24 protein-coding genes and 1 tRNA gene are annotated in these 21,510 nt (G+C 63.2%); 18 read left to right on the top strand and 7 right to left on the bottom strand.

Annotated features, from left to right (window positions below; translation table 11 throughout):
- Positions 1 to 79 precede the first annotated feature (79 nt).
- A tRNA-Leu gene (locus JFC13_RS06020) sits at positions 80 to 167 on the top strand.
- Positions 168 to 385: 218 nt separating this feature from the next.
- Positions 386 to 1,693: a M20/M25/M40 family metallo-hydrolase gene (locus JFC13_RS06015; RefSeq protein WP_198396206.1), complete on the top strand. Its 1,308-nt coding sequence runs from the start codon at positions 386 to 388 to the stop codon at positions 1,691 to 1,693.
- On the opposite strand, the gene JFC13_RS19815 is transcribed toward JFC13_RS06015, so the two are convergent.
- Both JFC13_RS19815 and JFC13_RS06005 read right to left on the bottom strand, forming a co-directional pair.
- Entirely contained in the window at positions 1,647 to 2,624 is a 978-nt protein-coding gene (locus JFC13_RS19815; RefSeq protein WP_198396205.1) for a DMT family transporter, read from the bottom strand. The two genes, JFC13_RS06015 and JFC13_RS19815, sit on opposite strands and share 47 nt — an antisense overlap.
- 10 nt (positions 2,625 to 2,634) lie before the next feature.
- Positions 2,635 to 2,838: a DUF5703 family protein gene (locus tag JFC13_RS06005; protein WP_232488267.1), complete on the bottom strand. Its 204-nt coding sequence runs from the start codon at positions 2,836 to 2,838 to the stop codon at positions 2,635 to 2,637.
- A gap of 37 nt (positions 2,839 to 2,875) precedes the next feature.
- Here JFC13_RS06005 and JFC13_RS06000 point away from each other — a divergent pair, with 37 nt between their 5' ends.
- On the top strand, positions 2,876 to 3,580 hold the full coding sequence (locus JFC13_RS06000; protein ID WP_198396204.1) for a histidine phosphatase family protein: 705 nt from the start codon (positions 2,876 to 2,878) through the stop codon (positions 3,578 to 3,580).
- A 40-nt stretch (positions 3,581 to 3,620) separates the two neighbouring features.
- Here JFC13_RS06000 and JFC13_RS05995 read toward each other — a convergent pair whose 3' ends face one another.
- On the bottom strand, positions 3,621 to 4,454 hold the full coding sequence (locus JFC13_RS05995; RefSeq protein WP_198396203.1) for an undecaprenyl-diphosphate phosphatase: 834 nt from the start codon (positions 4,452 to 4,454) through the stop codon (positions 3,621 to 3,623).
- Positions 4,455 to 4,523: 69 nt separating this feature from the next.
- Here JFC13_RS05995 and JFC13_RS05990 point away from each other — a divergent pair, with 69 nt between their 5' ends.
- A complete protein-coding gene (locus tag JFC13_RS05990) occupies positions 4,524 to 5,426 on the top strand; it encodes an aldo/keto reductase (RefSeq protein ID WP_198396202.1) in 903 nt (300 codons plus the stop codon).
- Between the two features lie 24 nt (positions 5,427 to 5,450).
- Here JFC13_RS05990 and JFC13_RS05985 read toward each other — a convergent pair whose 3' ends face one another.
- Positions 5,451 to 5,732 (bottom strand): hypothetical protein, encoded by a 282-nt coding sequence (locus JFC13_RS05985; protein ID WP_198396201.1) that lies wholly within the window; start codon positions 5,730 to 5,732, stop codon positions 5,451 to 5,453.
- Positions 5,733 to 5,789: 57 nt separating this feature from the next.
- Between JFC13_RS05985 and JFC13_RS05980 the strand changes: the two genes are divergently transcribed.
- From JFC13_RS05980 to mshC, 3 genes are read left to right on the top strand one after another with little or no spacing between them, the layout of a single operon-like run.
- Positions 5,790 to 6,353, top strand: coding sequence for a DUF3090 domain-containing protein (locus JFC13_RS05980; protein WP_143921690.1), 564 nt, complete (start codon positions 5,790 to 5,792; stop codon positions 6,351 to 6,353).
- 7 nt (positions 6,354 to 6,360) lie between these two features.
- On the top strand, positions 6,361 to 7,173 hold the full coding sequence (locus tag JFC13_RS05975) for an SCO1664 family protein (RefSeq protein WP_198396200.1): 813 nt from the start codon (positions 6,361 to 6,363) through the stop codon (positions 7,171 to 7,173).
- A 60-nt stretch (positions 7,174 to 7,233) separates the two neighbouring features.
- Positions 7,234 to 8,493 carry a cysteine--1-D-myo-inosityl 2-amino-2-deoxy-alpha-D-glucopyranoside ligase gene (mshC, locus tag JFC13_RS05970; protein ID WP_198396199.1) on the top strand — a complete coding sequence of 420 codons (1,260 nt, stop codon included), beginning with the start codon at positions 7,234 to 7,236 and terminating at the stop codon, positions 8,491 to 8,493.
- A 27-nt stretch (positions 8,494 to 8,520) separates the two neighbouring features.
- Here the strand turns inward: mshC and JFC13_RS05965 are convergent, their stop codons facing one another.
- The gene (locus JFC13_RS05965; protein ID WP_198396198.1) at positions 8,521 to 9,351 is read right to left on the bottom strand and encodes a proteasome assembly chaperone family protein; all 831 of its coding nucleotides are present in this window, start codon (positions 9,349 to 9,351) and stop codon (positions 8,521 to 8,523) included.
- Positions 9,352 to 9,373: 22 nt separating this feature from the next.
- Between JFC13_RS05965 and JFC13_RS05960 the strand changes: the two genes are divergently transcribed.
- A complete protein-coding gene (locus JFC13_RS05960; RefSeq protein WP_232488266.1) occupies positions 9,374 to 10,033 on the top strand; it encodes an HAD family hydrolase in 660 nt (219 codons plus the stop codon).
- Here the strand turns inward: JFC13_RS05960 and JFC13_RS05955 are convergent.
- Positions 10,011 to 10,763 (bottom strand): RecB family exonuclease, encoded by a 753-nt coding sequence (locus tag JFC13_RS05955; protein WP_408610726.1) that lies wholly within the window; start codon positions 10,761 to 10,763, stop codon positions 10,011 to 10,013. The genes JFC13_RS05960 and JFC13_RS05955 overlap by 23 nt on opposite strands.
- Positions 10,764 to 10,926: 163 nt before the next feature.
- Here JFC13_RS05955 and JFC13_RS05950 point away from each other — a divergent pair, with 163 nt between their 5' ends.
- Genes JFC13_RS05950 through arc form a run of 3 tightly spaced genes read left to right on the top strand, consistent with a single transcriptional unit; the run spans position 10,927 to position 14,877 of the window.
- Entirely contained in the window at positions 10,927 to 12,087 is a 1,161-nt protein-coding gene (locus JFC13_RS05950; RefSeq protein ID WP_198396195.1) for a site-2 protease family protein, read from the top strand.
- 46 nt (positions 12,088 to 12,133) lie between these two features.
- Positions 12,134 to 13,228: a tRNA (adenine-N1)-methyltransferase gene (locus tag JFC13_RS05945; RefSeq protein ID WP_198396194.1), complete on the top strand. Its 1,095-nt coding sequence runs from the start codon at positions 12,134 to 12,136 to the stop codon at positions 13,226 to 13,228.
- Complete coding sequence (gene arc / locus JFC13_RS05940; protein ID WP_198396193.1) at positions 13,225 to 14,877, top strand: proteasome ATPase; 1,653 nt, start codon at positions 13,225 to 13,227, stop codon at positions 14,875 to 14,877. The genes JFC13_RS05945 and arc overlap by 4 nt, the downstream gene beginning before the upstream one ends.
- Before the next feature lie 80 nt (positions 14,878 to 14,957).
- Here the strand turns inward: arc and JFC13_RS05935 are convergent, their stop codons facing one another.
- Entirely contained in the window at positions 14,958 to 15,350 is a 393-nt protein-coding gene (locus tag JFC13_RS05935; RefSeq protein WP_198396192.1) for a DUF3054 domain-containing protein, read from the bottom strand.
- Between the two features lie 32 nt (positions 15,351 to 15,382).
- On the opposite strand from JFC13_RS05935, the gene dop reads away from it, so the two are divergent.
- The 7 genes from dop to JFC13_RS05900 all read left to right on the top strand — a co-directional run bounded on the left by dop (position 15,383) and on the right by JFC13_RS05900 (position 21,464).
- Complete coding sequence (dop, locus tag JFC13_RS05930; protein WP_198396191.1) at positions 15,383 to 16,924, top strand: depupylase/deamidase Dop; 1,542 nt, start codon at positions 15,383 to 15,385, stop codon at positions 16,922 to 16,924.
- Entirely contained in the window at positions 16,921 to 17,112 is a 192-nt protein-coding gene (locus tag JFC13_RS05925; protein ID WP_198396190.1) for a ubiquitin-like protein Pup, read from the top strand. Before dop ends, JFC13_RS05925 begins: the two co-directional genes overlap by 4 nt.
- Position 17,113: 1 nt before the next feature.
- Positions 17,114 to 17,914, top strand: coding sequence for a proteasome subunit beta (gene prcB / locus JFC13_RS05920; RefSeq protein ID WP_198396189.1), 801 nt, complete (start codon positions 17,114 to 17,116; stop codon positions 17,912 to 17,914).
- A gap of 13 nt (positions 17,915 to 17,927) precedes the next feature.
- Positions 17,928 to 18,617, top strand: coding sequence for a proteasome subunit alpha (gene prcA, locus JFC13_RS05915; RefSeq protein ID WP_198396188.1), 690 nt, complete (start codon positions 17,928 to 17,930; stop codon positions 18,615 to 18,617).
- The gene (gene pafA, locus JFC13_RS05910) at positions 18,617 to 20,020 is read left to right on the top strand and encodes a Pup--protein ligase (RefSeq protein WP_232488265.1); all 1,404 of its coding nucleotides are present in this window, start codon (positions 18,617 to 18,619) and stop codon (positions 20,018 to 20,020) included. Before prcA ends, pafA begins: the two co-directional genes overlap by 1 nt.
- Positions 20,021 to 20,071: 51 nt before the next feature.
- Positions 20,072 to 21,028 carry an FKBP-type peptidyl-prolyl cis-trans isomerase gene (locus tag JFC13_RS05905; RefSeq protein ID WP_332839347.1) on the top strand — a complete coding sequence of 319 codons (957 nt, stop codon included), beginning with the start codon at positions 20,072 to 20,074 and terminating at the stop codon, positions 21,026 to 21,028.
- Between the two features lie 61 nt (positions 21,029 to 21,089).
- Positions 21,090 to 21,464 carry an FKBP-type peptidyl-prolyl cis-trans isomerase gene (locus tag JFC13_RS05900; RefSeq protein WP_198396187.1) on the top strand — a complete coding sequence of 125 codons (375 nt, stop codon included), beginning with the start codon at positions 21,090 to 21,092 and terminating at the stop codon, positions 21,462 to 21,464.
- Positions 21,465 to 21,510: the final 46 nt, after the last annotated feature.

Below are 21,510 nucleotides of genomic sequence, written 5' to 3'. Positions count from 1 at the left end.
AGCTGAGTGCCGTGCGTCACAATCGGCCGATCTGATTTTGCACGGCCGAAAGTCGCGTGTAAAGTAATCTCTGTTGCCAGCGCGAGTGGCGGAATTGGTAGACGCGCTAGCTTGAGGTGCTAGTGCCCAACTTATCGGGCGTGGGGGTTCAAGTCCCCCTTCGCGCACAACAGAGGAAATGGCCTCCGGATCTGATCCGGAGGCCATTTCTCATTCACTCCTGCCGCTGACTCGCTGACCCGCTGACCCGCTGACCCGTTGACGTGCTGCCCCGTTGACGTGCTGCCCCGGAGATCACGATCGGCGGACACCATGGGTCGGGCTGTCGCAGTTGCTATAACGTGGATCACGTCAGCATCTTCGCACCTATCCGACAGGAGACACCGTGTACGATTTCAGTGCCGCCGAGGCCGAGGTCACCTCTCTGTGCCAGCAGCTCATCCGCATCGACACACAGAACTGGGGAGGCAATAAGGTCAACCCCGAACGGCCGGCAGCGGATCTCATCGCAGGCTGGTTCGACGAGGTGGGACTGACGTCGACAATCATCGAGTCCGAACCGGGCAGGGCCTCCCTGGTCGCCCGGATCAAGGGATCCGATCCCGAGGCGGACGCGCTCGTCGTCCACGGCCACACCGATGTGGTTCCGGCTGCGGCAGAGGACTGGAGCGTCGACCCCTTCGCCGGTGTCATCAAGGACGAGCTGCTCTGGGGTCGCGGAGCCGTCGACATGAAGGACATGGACGCGATGATCATCGCCGCCGTCCGCGATATGCTCCGCCAGGGTCTGCGTCCGCGCCGAGACCTCATCATCGCCTTCTTCGCCGATGAGGAGGCCGGTGGGAACTATGGTGCCCGCTATATGGTCCGCAATCACCCGGAGCTCTTCGCCGGGGCCACAGAGGCCATCTCCGAGGTCGGCGGCTATTCCGTCGATGTCCGCGGCCAACGGGTGTACCTCATCCAGACCGCAGAGAAGGGTCTCGCCTGGCTCAACCTCATCGCCCACGGCACAGCGGGTCACGGCTCCCAGCGCAATGATGACAATCCGGTCACCCGTCTGGCCGCAGCCATCGCCCGCATCGGCGAATATCCTTGGCCGCAGGAGATCCCGGTCGCAACACGGCAGCTGCTCGAAGGAGTTGCGGAGATCACCGGCATCGAATTCCGGGCCGATACGATCGGTGAGCTCCTGGCCGAGCTCGGCTCTGTCGAGAAGTTCGTCGCCCCGACGCTGCAGAACACCTCGAATCCGTCGTTCCTCAACGCCGGCTACAAGCACAACGTCATCCCCGGCACGGCTACGGCCTACGTCGACTGTCGGACCCTGCCGGGTCAGCACGAGGATGTGATGCTCAAGATCAAGGAACTCGCGGGGGAGGGCATCGACATCGAGGCCAATGACGAAGGAGAAGCTTTGGAGGCACCCTTCGACACGCCGCTGGTCGCGCAGATGCGCACGAGCCTGCTCGATGACGATCCCACAGCGAAGGTTCTGCCGTATACGCTCTCGGGCGGAACGGACAATAAGTCCATGGCAGAGCTGGGCATCACCGGCTACGGGTTTGCGCCGCTGCAGCTGACCGGTGATCTCGACTTCCCGGCGATGTTCCACGGCGTCGACGAGCGAGTGCCGATCTCGGCACTCAAGTTCGGGGCGAGGGTTCTGGGTGATTTCCTGATGAAGGCATAATCGTCATCGCGATCCCGAGGAGCACCAGGGCGGCACTGATGACCGTCGTGGTGCTCACCAGGGATCCGGGCAGAGGCAGCAGGAGATCGAGCAGGAGCGCGCCGAGGAGATTTCCGAACAGCGAGAACAGGCTGAGCAGCAGCACGCCGAGCTTCGCCACGGTCAGCGCGGTCAACCCGATGAAGATGACGCCGAAGGCCCCACCGAGGAGCATCCACCACTGAGTGGGCGCCGTCGGAAATCCTGCCCAGGTCACCCCGGTGGCCATAATGACCCCAGCGGCCGCGAGCAGGGCGAGGAAGCCGACGGCGAAGTTCACAGTGGTGGCGACGATGACCGAGCCGGTGGCGGCTTTGATCCGTCCGTTGAACGCCTGCTGGACGGAGGTCAGGGCGCCAGAGCCGAAGGGCAGCAGCAGGGCCCAGAACGGGACTCCCAGGTTGAGTCGCTCCGAGGCGCCGTAGACCAGGGCGGCGATGACGACGAGGACCCCGAAGACCCGGAGGAATGTCAGGCGCTGCCTCCCGCCCGGTGGCAGGCGTGTGGAATCGACGGCGAGACCACCGGTCACCTGGCCGGAGACAAAGGCCATGGTGAACATTGCGACGCCCATGATCGGCACCGTGGATGCCTGAGCGATGACGACGAGGCCGCCGCTGAGTCCACCGAGCAGCATCCACCAGGGCATCGCGTGAGTGCGGAGGAGTCGGAGCAGGATTCCGGCGCCGGCCCGAGACCGGGAGGAGCACAGCAGAGTCGTGCCCACGAGGATGAGTCCGATGATGAACGAGACGAGTGCGGCGAAGACAGAGTGACCCAGGATCGGACCGAGCAGGCCGTTGGCACGACCTTGGAGGGACATGGCACCGCCGGCCACGATGGTGACGAGGCCGGCGAAGAGGACGGGGAGGAGCGCAGCGGGTGACTTCACAGGGTCGGTGTCAGCTGCTCAATGTCAGAGGCATGATCTTACGACGCAGCCAGACGGTCTTGGTGCCTCCCACGGAGATCCGGGTCCGGGCGAGCTCCCATTTGCCGTACTCCGCCTCATCATTGAGTTCCTGGAGACTGACAGATCGTGGGGTTTCTCTGGAGAACGAGACCTTGCGAAACTCATAGGCCATGCTGGGACGCTGACGCTTCATAGGCCCACTGTAAACGATCTGGGCTAGTGTTGATCATATGCCCGTCATCGTTCTCCTCCGGCACGGCGTCTCCAGTGCGAATACGGCAGGGATCCTCGCCGGACGCACTCCCGGCGTGTCGCTGACTGATCAGGGTGTCAGCGCCCTTCGCGACACCCTGCGGATGCTTCCGCAGCGCCACTTTTCGCGCCTGTTGCATTCGCCCCTCATGCGATGTGAGCAGACGGCTCAGATCGCGGCGTCTGCGGTCACCGCTGACTCTGTCGCCGCCGTCGATGACCTCATCGAACTCGATTACGGCGAATGGACCGGGCGGAGCCTGAAGGAACTCGGCAGCGAAGAGCTGTGGAAGACCGTCCTCGAGAGTGCTTCGCAGGCGCGTTTCCCCGGTGGGGAATCCATCGCCGAGGCGGCCGATCGTGCCGTGTCACAGGTGAGAACCGTCGTTGACGAGCTCCGCGCAGAAGAGCGCAGCGACGAAGAGAAACGCGGCCACAGCACAGAGAATCGTGAGGGCAGGGCCGAACGTTGGGCGCTGCTCGTCTCCCACGGCGACATCATCAAGGCGATCATTGCCGATGCGCTGGCGATGCCTCTCGATGATTTTCAGCGAATAAGCGTTGCCCCGGGCTCCTTCACCGTCATCGACTTCTCGGGGCCACGGCCGGTGCTGACGGCGATGTCGGTCACCGCCTCCGGGCTCTCCGAAGGGAGCGTGCCCGGAGGCGGCGGACTGCGCTGACGCTCAACCGAGCCAGCCGGCGCCGATCAGCCTGCGCGAATCAGGTGGCGGCGAGGACTCCTGTGCCCAGCAGGATGTAGAGCACGATGCCCAGTGCCACGCGGTACCAGACGAAGATCGCGAAGGACTTGGTCTTCACGTAGCCGAGGAACCAGTGGATGACGAGGAGCCCGAGTCCGAAGGCGATGATGGTGGCCAGGATCGTCGGTCCCCAGCCGATGACCATGTCCGCGCTGCCGAGCGTCTGGAAGACGCTGTAGAAACCGGATCCCAAGACCGCTGGAATGGCGAGCAGGAATGAGTAGCGGGCAGCTGCAGGACGGTCGAAGCCCATGAAGCGTCCGGCCATGATCGTACCGCCGGAGCGTGAGACGCCGGGGATGAGCGCCAGCGCCTGGGCGAAACCGTAGGCGATGCCCTGGCCCCAGCTCATGTCCTCAAGGGTGCGTTCCCTCTTGCCCACCCAGTCGGCGAGGCCGATGATGAGTCCGAAGACGATGAGCATGGTTGCGGTGATCCACAGACTGCGCAGGGCGCCCTCAATGGCGTCCTGGAACAGCAGACCGAGGATGACGATCGGAATCGAACCGACGATGATCAGCCAGCCGAGCCTGACTTCGGGGTCCTTGCGGTCGTGCTTGCCGACCAGCGCCTTGCACCATTTTGAGATGATGGAGACGATGTCGCGCCAGAAGTACACGACGACAGCCGCCTCGGTGCCGATCTGGATGATCGCGGTGAAGAACGCGCCCGGGTCCTGGCCCGGCAGCATGAACTCACCGACGATGCGCACATGCGCAGAGGACGAGATCGGCAGAAATTCTGTCAGTGCCTGAACGATTCCAAGCACAGCTGCGACCAGCCAGTCGTACATGCGTCTCCTTGAGAAAGTGGGGTGGGAACGAAACCACGGTAGTCGCCGAATCAGGTAACCTCAACAATCATGAAGCATCAACGCCTCGGCAGAACCGGTCTTGAAGTCAGCGATGTGGGTCTCGGCACATTCGAGTGGGGACACCGAGTCGACGCCCCAGTCGCACAGCGACTCGTCGATGAGTACGTCGACGCTGGTGGGAACCTCATTGAGCTTCCCAGTTCGGGAGTGCACGCGGCTCAGGTGATGTCTCAGCTGAGCCTTCCTGAGCAGATCGTGTTGGTTGCCCGAGTGGGCGTGTCCATGAGTGAGTCATCCCACATCGAGGTGGGTCTGGGCAGGGCTCGGATCCTCAACCAGGTCGATGCCCTGCTCAATGCCACCGGACGTTCCCACATCGACGTGCTCATCCTCGATGTCTTCGACGCTGAGGTGGAGAAGGCAGAGACCGCCTCGGCGATCGATACCCTGCTGACATTGGGCAAGATCCGCTACGTCGGCGTGTCCCACCACGCCGGTTGGGAGCTGGCGGAGATGCGCGGAGCAGGTCTGCCGATCGCCTGCGCGATCGCCGAATACTCCCTGCTCAACAGGGAGGCAGAGCACGATCTGCTGCCGGCTGCGAACTACGCAGGTGTGGGACTCATCGCCGGTGCCGGCCTGGGCCGGGGAGTGCTGAGTGACAAATATCGGCGGGGCACCCCACAGGACTCACGCTTCGCGGCGGGTGAACTCACCGACTATGTCGGGGCCTACCTCGATGACCGGGCGACACGGGTGCTGGCTGGAGTCCGCAAGGCTGCTGCGGCATTGGGGGTGACGACGACGGACATTGCGCTGGCGTTCAACAGATACCAGGGAGTCGCGTCGTCATTGGTCTCGGCCCGCACCCCTGAGCAGTTGGCTCAGCTGCTCAGCAGTGACATCGAACTCGAACCCGAGATCGCCGAGGTGCTCGACCAGATCTCCTGAGGTCGCGGCCGGTTCGCACCCGACTCAGTCGTCTTCGTCATCCTCGTCGATGGCGAAGTCACCGTCGAGTTCGTTGTTCTCGTCGTCCTCCTTGGCGTCTTCGACATCGTCGAAGAGCTCAAACGGAGTGACCTCGTCGTACGCGGTGTAGATCGCGTCTTCATAGATTTCGAAGGCGTCGGCCAAGGCCATGTAGGCGGCTTCGACACGGGGGTCTTGGTCTCCATTGCGGTGTGCGGATGCAGCGAAGTGTTCACCCACTGCTTCGAGGAATGCGTCCAGGGCCTCACGAGGATCAGTGCTCATGACTCAAATGTATCCCAGGGAAGTCGGACATGTAAGTCTTTGAACTAGGCTGAAGGCATGGCAGCTTTGTACGACCACCCCACCCCAGATCGATTCGTCGTCGGCACGATCGGTCTGCCCGGCGAGCGAACGTTCCTCTTACAGGCGAAATCCGGAACTTCGCTGACCACAGTGGTGGTCGAGAAGGAGCAGGTCGAAATCCTCGCCGATCGCGTCACCGAACTTCTCGATATGGTCATGGTCAAGGATCCCGCGGCGCGAGTGCCCCAGTCTGCGATCGACGAACGCATCGACAACGCTGGACTCAACGTCCCGATCGAACCTGAATTCCGGGTCGGCACCATGAGCCTGGGCTGGGACACGGTCGCCCATGAGCTTGTGGTCGAATGCTTCGAACTCACCGAGGAGGATGCTCAGACGGGCACTTCGGCAGAGCCGGATGACGATGAAGTCGAGCGAGAGGTGCTGCGCATCGTCCTCGACGCCGCCGGCTCCCGCGAGTTCGCCCGCCGTGCCGATCAGGTCGTCTCCGCCGGACGCGGCGACTGCCCCTTCTGCTCGCTGCCGTTGGAGCCCGAAGGGCACCTGTGTCCCCGTGCCAACGGCATCGCCCGCGTTTAAGAGAGTCATGCACGAAGCTTTCGCCCAACAGGCCCTGGAACAGGGCACCTGCACCGTCATGGGAGCAATCCCGCGGGCCAGCAACGACACCCGCCTCGTGGTCGTCGACCACGCCGGCACCCACCTCAAAGCCGTCTACAAACCGGCATCGGGAGAGCGCCCGCTGGCAGACTTCCGACCGCACACCCTCTCGCTGCGCGAGGTGGCCTCCTACCGGCTGAGCGCTCATCTCGACTTGAACGTGGTTCCGCCGACCGTCCTGAGGAGCGACCTGGGGGCGGGGCCAGGCTCGCTCCAGGCCTATGTCGAGGACGCCGGGGACGATGACGCCGTCGCCCTCACCGGGGTCGACTCCATCCCTGCCGATCACACTCCGATGTTCGCCCTGCGAACCGAGGACGGCACCGATCTGGTGCTGTCCCACGACACACGGGAGGGGCTGCGCGCGATCGCCTTCTTCGACCTCCTCGCGAACAACGCAGACCGGAAGGCGGGCCACATCATCACCGGCAGCTACCTGCCGGGCAGCGGTGCGGCCAGCATCGGCACCTACGGCATCGACAACGGTCTGACGTTCCATGCCGAGGAGAAGGTGCGCACCGTGCTGTGGGGTTTCTCTCATCTGTCGTTCAGGGTCGAAGAGATCGACGCTCTCGACGAAGTGGTCCGAATGCCCACGGAGCTGCGGACCGTGTTGGATGAGTGTTTGGAGGAGACAGAGATCGAGAGCCTGCGCGCCCGGGCGGAGCGTCTGGGAGAGTCCGGAACGTTCCCCGATCCGCCGCAGGATCGGACCGTCATTCCCTGGCCGCCGATCTAGAGGCAGCACCGCCCGAGACCGGAGGTGCCGTTCTGCTATGACTCGGTTAGGCTGGTCTCCGTGAAGTCATGGTCCGAACCTCAGCTACCCCGCCTCACCAGCTCCGGAAAGGTGCCGACAGTCTTCGACACCGGCACCCGGAGCCCACGCAGACTCAAAGGGCGTGACCAGGCGGCCGGTCTCTATGTATGTGGAATCACCCCGTACGACGCCACTCATCTTGGTCACGCGGCGACCTATGTCGCCTTCGACCTCTTGAACAGGGTGTGGCGGGATGCGGGGCTCGACGTCGTCTATGTGCAGAACACCACCGATGTCGATGACCCCCTGCTCGAAAGGGCCAACGCCACCGGAGTCGATTGGCGTGAACTCGCGGAGTCCCAGATCGAACTGTTCCGCGAAGACATGACGGCGCTGCGCGTGCTTCCGCCGCAGAACTACATCGGCGTCGTGGAGTCGGTCGAACAGATCGTCGCAGCCGTCGAGGACCTCGTTGAATCGCGGGCTGCCTACACCCTCGACAACGGCGACGTGTACTACCGCGTCTCTACTCCGATCAATCCGCCCTTCGGCAGCGTCAGCCACGATGACAGGGCCACGATGGCCAAGCTCTCGGCCGAGCGCGGCGGCGATCCGGAGACACCGGGCAAAGACAATCAGATCGATCCTCTGCTGTGGAAGGCCGCACGCGAGGGCGAACCGTCGTGGGACGGCGGGAAACTCGGGCCGGGACGCCCGGGCTGGCACATCGAATGCACCGTCATCGCCAACAACTACGCGGGACTGCCCGTCGACGTTCAGGGCGGCGGCAGCGACCTGGTGTTCCCTCACCACGAGATGAGCGCGGCTCACGCAGCGGCGTGGAAGCAGACACCGCTGGCCCGGACCTATATGCACACAGGCATGGTCGGCTACCAGGGCGAGAAGATGAGCAAGTCCAAGGGCAACCTGGTCCTCGTCTCGAAGCTGCGCGAACAGGGCGTCGACCCGATGGTCATTCGCACAGTGCTGCTGTCCTACCACTACCGCAGCGACTGGATCTTCACCGACGATCTGCTCGAATCCGCCTCAACGCGGCTCAAGGCGTGGAAGCATGCGGCAATGTGCGAAGCCGAATGCCGGGAGGGACTGCGCGGACACATCATCGGTCTGCTGCGTGAGTCTCTGGCCGATGACCTCGACAGCCCTCGTGCGTTGGGAATCCTCGACGAATGGGCCGAGCACTATGCGGACTCACCCGCTGCCGAGACCGCACCGGTGTGCGGTGACCGGGTCGCGGACGCTGTCGATGCCCTGCTCGGCCTCGACCTGCACAGCTGAGGCGCAGCCCTCTACTTCTCGCGACCGTTACTTCTCGCGACCGCGTTTGCGCAGGTAGCGTTCGAACTCAGCGGCGATCGCATCGCCGCTGGCTTCGGGCAGCTCCGTGGAATCGTTGAGCTGTTCAAGTCCCTTGAGCAGCTCGACGAGGTGCGGGTTGTGCGCGACCAATTCGTCGGCACCGAGCTCCCATGCGCGGCTCTCCTCCTCGAGGATGGGAATGTCGATCTCGAGTCCCGTGTACTTCTCCACCGCTGAGGCCAGGGCCAATTCCGCCTTGGGCGAGGGGGAGTCGGTGAGATAGTCGGGCACACCGACCCACAGGTTGATCGCGTGGCGTCCGCGCCTGTCGCATTCGACGCCGAGCAGGCCGAGGATGCCGATCGGTCCCTCATAGCCGTTGACGTCGATGTTGAGATCTGCGGCGAGTACTGCATCCTCTGTGTTCGCGACGACAGGCAGGGGACGCGTATGGGGGACCTCCGCGTGCAGACCTCCGAGCAGGACCACACAATCCTCGGCGGTGACCTGGGACAGGATGAGCGAGAGGAACTCGCGCCACTTCAGTCCCGGCTCATGTCCCTGGATGACGGTGACCGGCGTGCCCAGATGCTGCCCCCGGTGGACTTCGATTCCCGGCCACGCGATCGTGGCTCGACCCGTTTCGTCCCGAACGATCTCAGGTTCTGAGAATCTGAACTCGTAGAAGCCGTCGGTGTCCAAGATCTCACTCTCGTCCAGGCGCCATGACTCGATGAGATCCTTGACCAGTGAACTGGCGGCCTCGGAGGCATCCGCGTCCTGTCCTTCGAAGGCGATGAACACGAGTGCCCCGGACCCTGATGGAAGAAAAGTCATGCTTCAACATTACGCTGGAATCATGACTAATCCTGCCGCAGTCCTCTGGGACATGGACGGAACTCTGGTCGATACGGAACCGTATTGGATCAGAGCCGAGACCGAACTGATGAACGCGCACGGCATCAGCTGGAGCGAAGAACAGGGTCTGGAGTTCGTGGGCAACGATCTTCTCACCTCCGCCGCGATGATGCAGGACGCCGGACTCGACCTTCCAGCCGCGGTCATCGTCGACACTCTCCTCGACGAGGTCGTCGCGAAGATCGAGGAAGCAGTGCCGTTTCGTCCCGGAGCTCTCGAGTTCCTCGCTGCGATCGTCACCGACGGCATTCCCTGCGTGATGGTCACGATGTCCTACCGGCGACTCGCCGAGGCGGTCATCTCAGCATGTCCGGAGGGCAGTTTCGTCGGCCTCATCTCCGGCGACGAGGTCACCGCCGGCAAACCCGATCCAGAGCCCTATCTCAAGGGAGCGGCCCTGCTTGAGCTCGACCCGGGAGCCTGTGTGGCGCTCGAGGATTCGAAACCCGGCCTCGCCAGCGCAGAGGCGGCAGGCACCATCGCCATCGGCATCCCCCATCTGGTTGCGCTCGAGGAACGCCCCGGTCGGATCCTGTGGTCGAGCCTCGAAGGGCGCGGAATTGCTGATCTGAGAGAACTCACGTCCCGACAATCCGTGTGATCTCCGGGGTCGGCGGGGGAGTGTTTCCCCACGCTGGGCACAGCGGTTTGAACGTGCACCAGTTGCACAGCGGTGATTTCTTCGGACGCCAGCGGTCCGCCTCGGCGGAGGCGATGATGTCCTTCCAGATCGATTCGATCTCGAACTGCGTGCGTTCGATGTCACTCATCGTGGGGTGAGACTTGAGGATGCTCTGCGACCCCAGGTACATGAGCTGGAGCGTGTGCACGAGCTCACCCGTGAGGCGATACTCGACGAGGGCGTAGAAGCCCATCTGGAAATGAGCCTCCCTGCCGTACTGGGGTTTGGGCTGCTTTCCGGTCTTGTAGTCGACCAGGCGCTTCTCACCTCCCGGTGCGACATCGACGCGGTCGATGAAGCCCCGCAGCTCGAGGCCGTTGTCGAGTCGCGTGCGCACGTACTTCTCCGTCTCATCGGGCTCGAGGTGCTCCGGGAACTCGAGCGTGAAGTAGGCCTGCAGCAGCTTGCCCGCGGTTGTGAAGAATGTCTCCTTCTCGCTTTCATTGCCGAAGATCTCGAGCACAGCCGGGTCCTTCTCGACGAGCTCGTCCCAGCTGGGACCAAGCAGAGACTCGGCGACATCCTGCGTCCGCTGTGCCGCGGGACGTTCGAAGAGCTTCTCCAGGACGGAATGGACCACGGTCCCTCTGAAAGCGGCCTGCGAAGGCGGCTCCGGAAGCTTGTCGATGCTGCGGAATCGAAATTTCAAGGGACATTGTACGAAGTCGTTGGCCCGTGAGGGCGAAAGACTGATCAGCTCGGCCATGTCACCACTGTAACGACTTGGTCTGACACGACGCGTAAGACGGCGGTGGCGAGCCTGTCGCTGATAGGCTGAGTGGACCCGACCCCAAGCTAGAGGAACTCCATCGATGGCCGCGAAAAAACACCAGACCGGTGCCTCTTCGGGCTTGCGCCTGGGCACTGTTCTCGGCGCCCCGGTGATCCTTGCCTGGTCCTGGTTCCTCGCCGCCATCGTGATCACGATTCTGTTCGCCCCGTGGGTGAATACCGTCCGGCCCGACCTCGGTGTCTGGGCCTGGTTCGTCGCGTTCGCGTATGCGGTTCTGCTGTTCGGCTCGGTCTTCCTCCACGAACTGGCGCACGGTGTCGCCGGACAGTTCTATGGACTCAAGGTCGCCGCGATCGAGCTCAATATCTGGGGCGGGTTCACCAGGTTCGAACCTCAGGCGGATAATCCGCGTGACAAGGCCGCGCTGACCAGCTTCGTCATCTCCATCGTCGGTCCGATCGTCAACATCGTCTTGGCCCTCTTGGGCTGGTGGTGTCTGAGCGCGGTCTCCCCGACCTCGGTTCCGTGGCTCCTGCTCATCGCAGTCACATTCGCGAACGTCGCACTCGGCGCCATCAACCTTCTGCCCGGAATTCCGCTGGACGGCGGGTGGGCGCTGCAGGCCCTGATGTGGCGCCTGACAGGTTCGCAGTACCTGGGAACGATCGTTGCCAGCTGGGTCGGTCGAGTCATCGCCATCGGCTTCATCGGCTGGTCTGTCATCACACCGCTGCTGGCAGGTGAGCGCCCTGACCCGCTGACCGTGGCGTGGATGTCGCTGATCGCCATCATGCTGTGGTTCTCCGCAGGGGACGCCGCGACTCATGCGAAGCGAGCCCGGAAGATGGAGACCTACGATCTCTCGCAGGTCATCCAGCCTGCCATCGCAGCAACCTGGGACGCGGATCTGGCCGACACACTCGACTATGCGAACACGCTGGGCAATGCCAAGGAACGCACCCTCATTGTCGTCCTCGACCAGAAGGGCCTGCCCTACGGGCTCGTCGACAGGCATGCGGCAGCCGGCCGTCTGGCCGAGTCGCTGGACCAGGTGCCGGCGGGCGAAGTAGCCAGGCCCCTGGCTGGGTGGATCGGAGTCCCTAAGGACATCACGGCACCGCACCTGCTTGAGTCTCTGACCCATCGTCCCAAGGCGCAGTTCAGCCTGGTCATGGACGAGAACACCCTCGTCGGCGTGATCGATCTGCAGGAATTCTTCGACGAGCTTCTCGCAGCCTGAACCGGGTGTGCTGAGACACTTCTCATCAGCGTAGAGTGGACGCATCATGACTGAGGCAAGCCATACCGAACCCGACCGGGCCCTGAAGATCGGCGAGAAGATTCAGCTCACCGACCCCAAGGGCAGAATGCACACGATCGTGCTGGCTCCCGGAGAGCTGTTCCACACGCACAAGGGACTCATCGAACACGATGCCATCATCGGTCGCACCGAGGGAATCATCGTGCCGAACACCGGGGGCATCGACTTCCAGGTCTTCCGTCCGCGCTACGAGGACTTCGTCCTGTCTATGCCCCGCGGGGCAGCGGTCGTCTATCCCAAGGACTCGGGGCTCATCGTCACCCTCGGCGATATCTTCCCCGGTGCAGTGGTCGTAGAAGCCGGCGTCGGCTCCGGAGCATTGTCCATGGCTCTGCTGCGGGCAGTCGGCCCCACAGGCAGGCTCCACTCCTTCGAACTCCGCGAGGAATTCGCCACCATCGCAGCCGGGAACATCGCAGACTTCTTCGATGGTCGACCCGAGAACTGGTCCGTCACCGTCGGTGACCTCTCAGAGGAACTCCCGCAGGCCTATGACGACGGCACCGTCGACCGGGTCGTCCTCGACATGCTCACTCCCTGGAATACTTTGGGAGCCGTAAGCGGGGCCCTGGCGCCGGGCGGTATCGTCATCGCCTACGTCGCAACCGTCCCGCAGCTCTCACGTTTCGTCGAGGCGGTGCGCAAGACGGGCTGCTTCAGCGAACCGGAGTCGATGGAGGCGATGGTCAGAGGTTGGCACGTCGAAGGACTCGCAGTGCGACCGGATCACAGGATGATCGCTCACACCGGCTTCCTGGTCATGGCGCGCCGCATGGCTCCTGGGGTTCTTCCGCTGGAGAAGAAGAAGCGCCCCCAGGGGGCACCGGCATCGACAGAAGACGTCGACGCATGGACGCAGCCCGAAGTCACCGCCGAAGCTCTCGGCACGAGAGTCGCCAACGGCAAGAAGCTGCGGCGCGTGATGCGTGAGGCGGGAAAGCGTTTGGACCGGACCGAGCCCACCGAGGCCGATTCCCGCCGAACAGGATCCGCCGAGGCAAATGACGAAGAGCCAGCCAGTCAAGCCTCGAACACCCCCGGGTCGAAGGAGGACCAATGACCGAAACCACGACCGAAGTCAAGCGACTGCGCGAGGACACTGCGTCATTGCGCCAGCAGCTCTTCAGCGCCGGGAAACGCAATGAAGCCCTGTCGAAGACCCTGCGCACAGCACGAGATGAGCTGAACCGGATCAAGGAGGAGGCCCGTCGACTGACGGAGCCACCCAACAACTGGGGCACACTCATCGCTCTCGGCGAATCGGGGCTGAGCGCCGACGTCATCGTCGGCGGCCGCAGAATGCGCGTCGCCGTCGGACCCGAGGTGGAGCCGGCACACCTGCGTGCCGGTGCAGATGTGCTGCTCTCGGAAGGTCTTGTCATCATCGGGACCGGGTCCTTCGCCCCGGTCGGCTCCGTCGTCAATGTGCGCGAATTCGTCGACGACACCCGGATTCTCGTCGGCGCTCCCGGCGACGACGAACAGGTCTTCATCCTCGGCGAGGACCTCGTCGATTCCGGCCTGCGCGTCGGTGATGCCGTGGTCGTCGATACCCGCACACACTATGCCCTGCAGGTCGTTGAGAAGCCGGAGGTCTCTTCGCTTCTGCTCGAAGAGGTCCCGGACATCACCTACTCCGACATCGGTGGGCTGGCCGATCAGATCGGTCAGATCAAGGACGCAGTGGAACTGCCCTTCGAGCACCCGCAGCTCTACACCGAGCATGGTCTCAAACCGCCGAAGGGCATCCTGCTCTACGGCCCTCCCGGCTGTGGCAAGACCCTGATCGCGAAGGCCGTGGCCAATTCTCTGGCCGACCGGACCGGTGCCGGTCAGTCCCGCAAGACCTACTTCCTCAACATCAAGGGCCCGGAGCTGCTCGACAAGTACGTCGGCGAGACCGAACGTCAGCTTCGTCTCATCTTCGCCCGGGCCAGGGAGAAGGCTTCGGCAGGATTCCCCGTCGTCGTCTTCTTCGACGAAATGGAGTCCCTGTTCCGCACCCGTGGTACCGGCAAGTCCTCGGACGTGGAGACGACCATCGTGCCGCAGCTGCTGACCGAGATCGACGGTGTCGAACAGCTCGACAACGTCATCGTGATCGGCGCATCGAACCGCGAAGACCTCATCGATCCCGCAATCCTGCGTCCGGGTCGCCTCGATGTGAAGATCCGCATCGAACGTCCCGATGCTGATGCGGCTCGCGACATCTTCGAGAAGTACCTCACCGCAGAACTGCCCCTGCATGCGAGCGTGCAGACCGGTCATGAGACCCCCGCCGAGGGGGTGTCGGCCCTGATCTCGTTCTGTGTCGATCGTATGTATGCACTGTCACCGGAGAACGAATTCGTCGAGGTCACCTATGCCGACGGTGCGAAGGAAGTTCTCCACTTCGCGGACTTCGCCTCCGGAGCGATGATCCACAACATCGTGGACCGGGCCAAGAAGAGTGCGATCAAATCGCTGCTGGAAACCGGTGAACGCGGTCTTCAGCCGAAGCACTTCGAAGAGGCCATCGCCGAGGAATTCAGCGAGCACGAGGATCTGCCCAATACGACGAACCCCGACGAATGGGCGCGGATCTCCGGTCGCAAGGGCGAGCGGGTGACACATCTGCGGATGATGCACCTGGACACGACGCGTGGAGCTCCTGCGGTTCCGCTCGAGAAGGATATCGCCGAGGTGTATCCGAACTCAGACCTGGTCTGAGCCGGCTCTCCGGCCCTGTCCGGTATGGCCCTGCCTCTTCGGTACGGCCCTGTTCGGTATGGATCAGTGTCGGCTGCGGATCAGCGGCGGCGTCGGCGAGGGCTGGTGCCGCCGCCGGTCACGGCCGTGGCGATGAGCCGCCATCCGACCAGGGTGATGAGGTTGAGGCTGGCAGCGACGACGATGAATGGTCCTTCTGTTCCCGCGCCCGTGAGCGCGCGGAGGACCATGCCGGCCAGCACAGTGATCGCCCATACGGCAGTTCCCGTCGCCAGCGGCGCGATCGGACGATCCCAGACAGCCGACAGCAGCCAGGCGATGCCGAGTCCGGCCAGGAACGGCCACGCTGTGGTCAGAAGCCCCTGGGGATCGAAGTTATGAGAATGTGTGTAATGACCGATGATGGTGAATAGGACAACCAGGATGAGGTCGACGATCAACGCGATCGGGAGATGAGATTTCTTCGCAGCCACGTCCCCAAGTCTAAACGTTAGAGGGAGTTCAGATGCTCAGTGTCCACCGTGTGATGGGTTCCGAAACCGAGTTCGGGCTGAGCCAACCGGGCAATCCGGGAGCGAATCCGATGCGTGACTCTGCGCGCGTCGTCGACGCCTATGCGGGACCGCGCGGACTGAGGTCCTCACAGAACTTCTGGGACTTCGCCACCGAATCGCCGCTCGCGGACGCACGCGGCTTCTTCATGAACGTCGCCGACGCCGACATCTCCCAGCTCACCCACATGCCCCAGGAATCCGTGGAAGCACAGTACATGGCCAATGTCGTGACCGAGAACGGCGCCCGCTACTACGTGGACCATGCTCACCCCGAATACTCCTCACCGGAGGTGCTGACTCCGCGTGATCTCGTCACCTTCGATCGTGCGGGAGACCTGGTGGCACTGGCCTCGGTGCGCAGCCTCGAGGCCACGGATGAACCTGTCAACCTCTACAAGAACAACACCGATTCGAAGGGGTCCTCCTACGGCACCCACGAGAACTACCTCGTTGATCGGGCAGTGGATTTCGATGACCTCGTTGCCGGACTGATCCCGTTCTTCGTCAGCAGGCAGATTCTCTGCGGGTCCGGACGCGTGGGCATCGGACGCGAAGGTGAGACCGCAGGCTTCCAGATCTCCTCGCGCGCAGATTTCTTCGAAGCCCAGGTGGGCCTCGAGACCACCCTGCGCAGGCCGATCGTCAACACCCGCGACGAACCCCACGCCGATCCGGCCAAATATCGTCGGCTGCACGTCATCATCGGCGATGCCACAATGGCCGAGCCGGCCACGCTGGTCAGATTCGGGTCGACCTCTCTTGTGCTCGGCCTCATCGAGGCAGGACTCGTCCCCAAGCTCGAACTCGCCGACCCGATGCAGGCGCTGTGGGACGTCAGCCATGACCTGAGCCTGAGCACGATGCTGCCCATGTCCGACGGCACTTCGATGACGGCTCTCGAGGTCCAGAACGCCTACTACTCGGCCTGCCTCGAACACGCCGGCGATGACGCGGACACCACCGAGGTCCTCAGCGAATGGAAGAGATTCCTCGACGGCTTGGCCACCGACCCACGCAGCCTGTCCGACTCCATCGACTGGATTGCAAAATGGGTGCTGCTCGAAGGCTACCGGAAGAAGGAGAACCTTGACTGGGACCATCCGAAGCTTGCGCTCATCGACGTCCAGTACCACGACGTTCGGCCCGAGAAGGGTCTGTTCTACAAGCTTGAGAAAGCCGGCCGGATCCGCCGGCTGACGAGCGATGGGGAAGTCGAGAAGGCCGTAGTCTCCGCGCCCGACGGTACCCGGGCCTACCTGAGATCCCTGGCCGTGACCCGATTCTCGGACTCTCTGGTGGCAGCGAGCTGGGACTCGCTCGTCCTCGACGCCGGAGAGTACGGAATCGTGCGTCTGCCGATGAGCGAACCGCTCAAGGGCAACCGTGAGCTTCTCGAGGACAGGCTGGCTGAAGTGCACGACTCACAGGCACTGCTGCAGGCACTGGGAGTGGATAGACTGAAAACGACGAACGATGAAAGAGGTGCGAAATGAGTTCGCAGGAACAGGTTCACAGAGACCATTCGGCCGGCGGGGGAGAACCACCCGTCGAACCGCCGGAGGCTGTGCAGGGCCAGATCAACACACAGAACGTGGATTCGATCCTCGACGAGATCGACGGAGTCCTCGAATCGAACGCAGAGGAGTTCGTGCGCAACTTCGTCCAGAAGGGCGGCCAATGAGATGTCAGGATTCTCTCCTGCATTTCTGAGTTCGACGAGCAATTCGTTCGTCGAACTCGCCCGGGCTGTGGCACCCGAAGCGCTGCCGACCATGGTCGGGCATGACCTAGGGCATCTGGCCCCGGAAGGCACGACGATCATCTGCTTCCGCACCGCCACAGGCATCCTCATGGCAGGAGACCGGCGCGCGACGATCGGGAACATGATCGCCTCCCACTCCATGGAGAAGGTGCGACCAGCCGACGATTTCTCGGTCATCGGCATCGCCGGAACCGCGGGACTCGCGCTCGATCTCATTCGTCTCTACCAGCTCGAACTCGAACACTACGAGAAGATCGAAGGTGCCCGCCTGTCGCTGGGCGGCAAGGCCAACCGTCTGGCATCGATGCTGCGCGGAAACCTGAACTTGGCCCTGCAGGGGCTGTCCGTTGTTCCGCTCTTCGCCGGCGTCGACGAAGCGACTCCTGCCGGGCAGATCTTCAGCTTCGACGTCACCGGCGGCAAATACGAAGAGCATCGATTCCATTCGATCGGCTCCGGATCCGGCTACGCGCGTGGGGCGCTGAAGAAGCTGTGGCAGCCGGGCCTTGACACCGATGCTGCGATCTCGGTGGCCGTTGAAGCCCTCTTCGATGCCTCCGATGATGACTCGGCCACCGGTGGCCCGGACTTCGTCAGGCAGATCGCTCCGACGATCCTCACCGTTGACCTTGAGCGCGGGGTCGTCGAGATCCCTTCGGCCGACGTGTTGTCGATTGCCACTGAGGTCATCGATCGGCGGACCAGGAAGGCACAGTCATGAATGAGGCACGCCCATGAGCCAGGCACCGTTCTACGTCTCACCCGAACAGCTGATGAAGGACCGGGCCGACTTCGCTCGCAAGGGCATTGCCCGGGGCCGGTCGGTCGTGGTGCTGCGCTACGACGAAGGCATCCTCCTTCTGGCAGAGAATCCTTCTCCGACGCTGCACAAGATCGCCGAGATCTACGACCGCATCGGCTTCGCCGCAGTCGGCAAGTACAACGAGTTCGAGACGATGCGCCAAGCCGGTGTGAGGTACGCGGATCTGCGCGGATATTCCTACCACCGCAGCGATGTCACCGCGCGGGGGTTGACGAACGCATACGCGCAGACGCTGGCCGGGGTCTTCACGACCGAGTCGAAGCCCTTCGAAGTCGAACTCGTCGTCGCTGAGCTCGGACTCACCGCCGAGACCGATCAGCTCTACCGGCTCAGCTACGACGGCTCCGTGATAGATGAGACCGAACATGTGGCGATCGGGGGACAGGCCGATGACATCACAGCAACGCTGAAGGACCTGTCCACCTCGGAGCTGCCGCTGCGAGAGGTCTTCGACCATGGTGTGCGCGCTCTTGCCACCGCAGCATCCGGCACATTGCCGGCCCAGGACCTCGAGGCAGCCGTGCTCGATAGGAATGCGAGCGGACACCGTACATTCAAACGACTCAGTGACGCCATGATGGCGCAGCTGCGGGAGGACTGATGGCCAGAATCTACGGACTCGAAACCGAATACGGGCTTGCCCATTCGGCAGGCGAGGGTGACCGACGCATCGGTCCGGAGGAGATCGCACGCTATCTGTTTCGACCCATCGTCGAATGGGGACGTTCCTCGAACGTGTTCCTGCCCAACGGTTCCCGGCTCTACCTCGACGTCGGCTCCCACCCCGAATATGCGACCGCCGAATGCGATAATCTCAGCGATCTGCTCACACAGGACCGGGCGGGGGAGTCCCTGATGATCGACCTGCTGAATCAGGCACAGTCGAGCATCGAGGCCGATGGACTCGGTGGCCGCATCCACATGGTCAAGAACAACACGGATGCGGCGGGGAACTCCTACGGCTCCCATGAGAACTTCCTCATCCGCCGCAACCTCGATTTCAATCGTCTGACCACGGTGCTGCTTCCCTTCCTCGTCTCCAGACAGCTGCTGGTGGGTGCCGGTGCAATCATCCCCGCACAGTCGTCCTTCCAGCCCGACGTCGAGGCGAATCGAGCAGACATGAGGTTCGGACTCTCGGCACGTTCTGATGTGATGTGGGAAGGACTGTCCTCGGCTACGACCCGTTCACGCCCAATCATCAACGCTCGAGACGAACCGCACGCAGATGCGGAGAAGTACCGTCGTCTCCATGTCATCGTCGGTGATTCCTCGATGTCGACAGCCACCTCGGCGCTCAAGATCGGCTCGGCCGTCCTCATGCTCGACCTCATCGAACAGGGCGCACGCATCCCCGAACACGGTCTGCGCCACCCCGTGCGCGACATCCGCCTCGTCGCCAGGGACCTCACCGGGTCGGTGCGGCTCGAGCGCACGGACGGGACGACGATCACCCCGCTGAACCTGCTCACCGACTACCGCGACCGCGCTCAGGTGCTCGTGCAGAAGGGAGACCACAGCCTCGGCGACGATGGGATGGCCGAATACGTCATCGACCTGTGGACCCGGATGCTCGAGGCGATTGCAGCCCAGGACTTCTCCGCCGTCGACCATGAGATCGATTGGGTGATGAAGAAGACGCTCATCGACCGGGCGATGGCCCGCGGCATCGACGACCTCACGGACCCGCGGATCTCTCGCCTCGACATCGCCTATCACGACATCACCCCCGATACCGGCCTGTTTCCCAAGCTGGAACGCTCAGGTTTGGCGAAGAACCTGGTCGCCGCCGAGGCACGGGACAAGGCGAAGGACGTCCCACCGGCGTCCACCCGGGCAGCCATCCGCGGAGAATTCGTCCGTGCCGCCCATGCCGCACGCCGCGACTACACCGTCGACTGGGTGCATCTGCGACTCAACGACGAATCCGGCCGTGCCGTGGCGCTGAAGAACCCCTTCGAACCCACGCACCCGCAGGCTGAAGCTCTCATCGCGGGCCTGTAAGATTTTCGCTTGTAAGATCACAGTGATCTGGTCTTGAACGAAAGGAACCACGTGCGCACCAAAGTGCTCGCCGTCATCGCGGCCGCCACACTTCTGCTGTCCGCCTGCGGACAGGGCGAGGAGGCGGAGGACACGACAAGCGCCCCGCCCTCGGTCTCGGCCGAGGACGCGAAGTCGACCAGCCTCGACGACATCACGGTCGACGGCAAGGTAGGTGAGAAGCCGAAGGTCAGCTTCGACGCACCCCTGGTCGTCGACAAGACCGGAGACACCATCATCAGCGAGGGCAAGGGCGACAAGGTCGCAGACGGTGAGCAGGTCACCGCACAGATGACCCTGGTCTCGGGCACGACCGGCAAGCAGATCGAGTCGAGCTACGATTCGAAGTCACCGGCCGGGTTCCCGATGGACAAGAGCCAGATTTCGGAGCAGCTCTACAGCGCACTCCTGGACACGAAGGTCGGATCGCGCGTGCTCATGTCGCTCAACGGCAGTGCGCAGGAGGGCCAGCCGGCGCAGACCCTCGTCTACGTCATCGACATCGAGAAGACGACGAAGCCCCTGACCCGTGCCGAAGGCAAGAAGGTCGATCAGTCGAAGAACCCCGTGACGGTGAAATGGGCTGACAACGGTGAACCCTCGATCTCGAAGCCGAAGGGCAAGGCTCCGAAAGAACTCGAATCGTATACGACGATCGAAGGTGACGGGCCGAAGGTCAAGGAAGGCCAGAGCGTGGCCGTGCACTACTCCGGCTGGCTCTGGGACGACAATTCGAAGTACTTCGACTCAAGCTGGCAGGATGGACGCGGACCCTTCGCCGTCGACCCAGTGGGCCAGGCCCAGGTTATCGATGGATGGAACGAAGGCCTCGTCGGCGCAAAGGTCGGCAGCCAGATCGTCCTCGTCATCCCGCCCGACAAGGGATACGGAGAACAGGGCAGCCCGCCGAACATTCCCGGCAATGCCACCCTCGTATTCGTCATCGACGTCCTCTCGGCCCAAGGCTGAGGAACTCTCGGCCCACGGCTGAGATCACAGACACCACAGAACTACGACTTAAGGAGACACCATGAGCAAGCAGAAGCCAGTCGTCGATTTCCCCGGAGCAGAGGCTCCGACCGAGCTCGTCATCGTCGATGACATCATCGGTGACGGCGCCGAGGCTGGTCCCGGCAATACCGTGAGCGTGAACTACGTCGGCATCGCCCATTCGACCGGTGAAGAGTTCGACGCCTCCTACAACCGCGGCACTCCGCTCGAGTTCCGCCTCGGTTCCGGCATGGTCATCTCCGGCTGGGACCAGGGCATCCAGGGCATGAAGGTCGGTGGCAGGCGCACCCTGCAGATTCCCCCGCACCTGGCCTACGGCGACCAGGGCGCCGGCGGCGTCATCAAGCCCGGCGAATCCCTGATCTTCGTCTGCGATCTGGAGAACGTGCGCTGAGACCAAGCCACTCTGCGCTGAGACGCAAGCAGTGAATCGGCTGCCG

This window comes from Brevibacterium antiquum (genome assembly GCF_016107655.1).
GTDB classification, from domain to species: domain Bacteria; phylum Actinomycetota; class Actinomycetes; order Actinomycetales; family Brevibacteriaceae; genus Brevibacterium; species Brevibacterium antiquum.
This window is presented reverse-complemented; position numbering and strand designations above follow the sequence as displayed.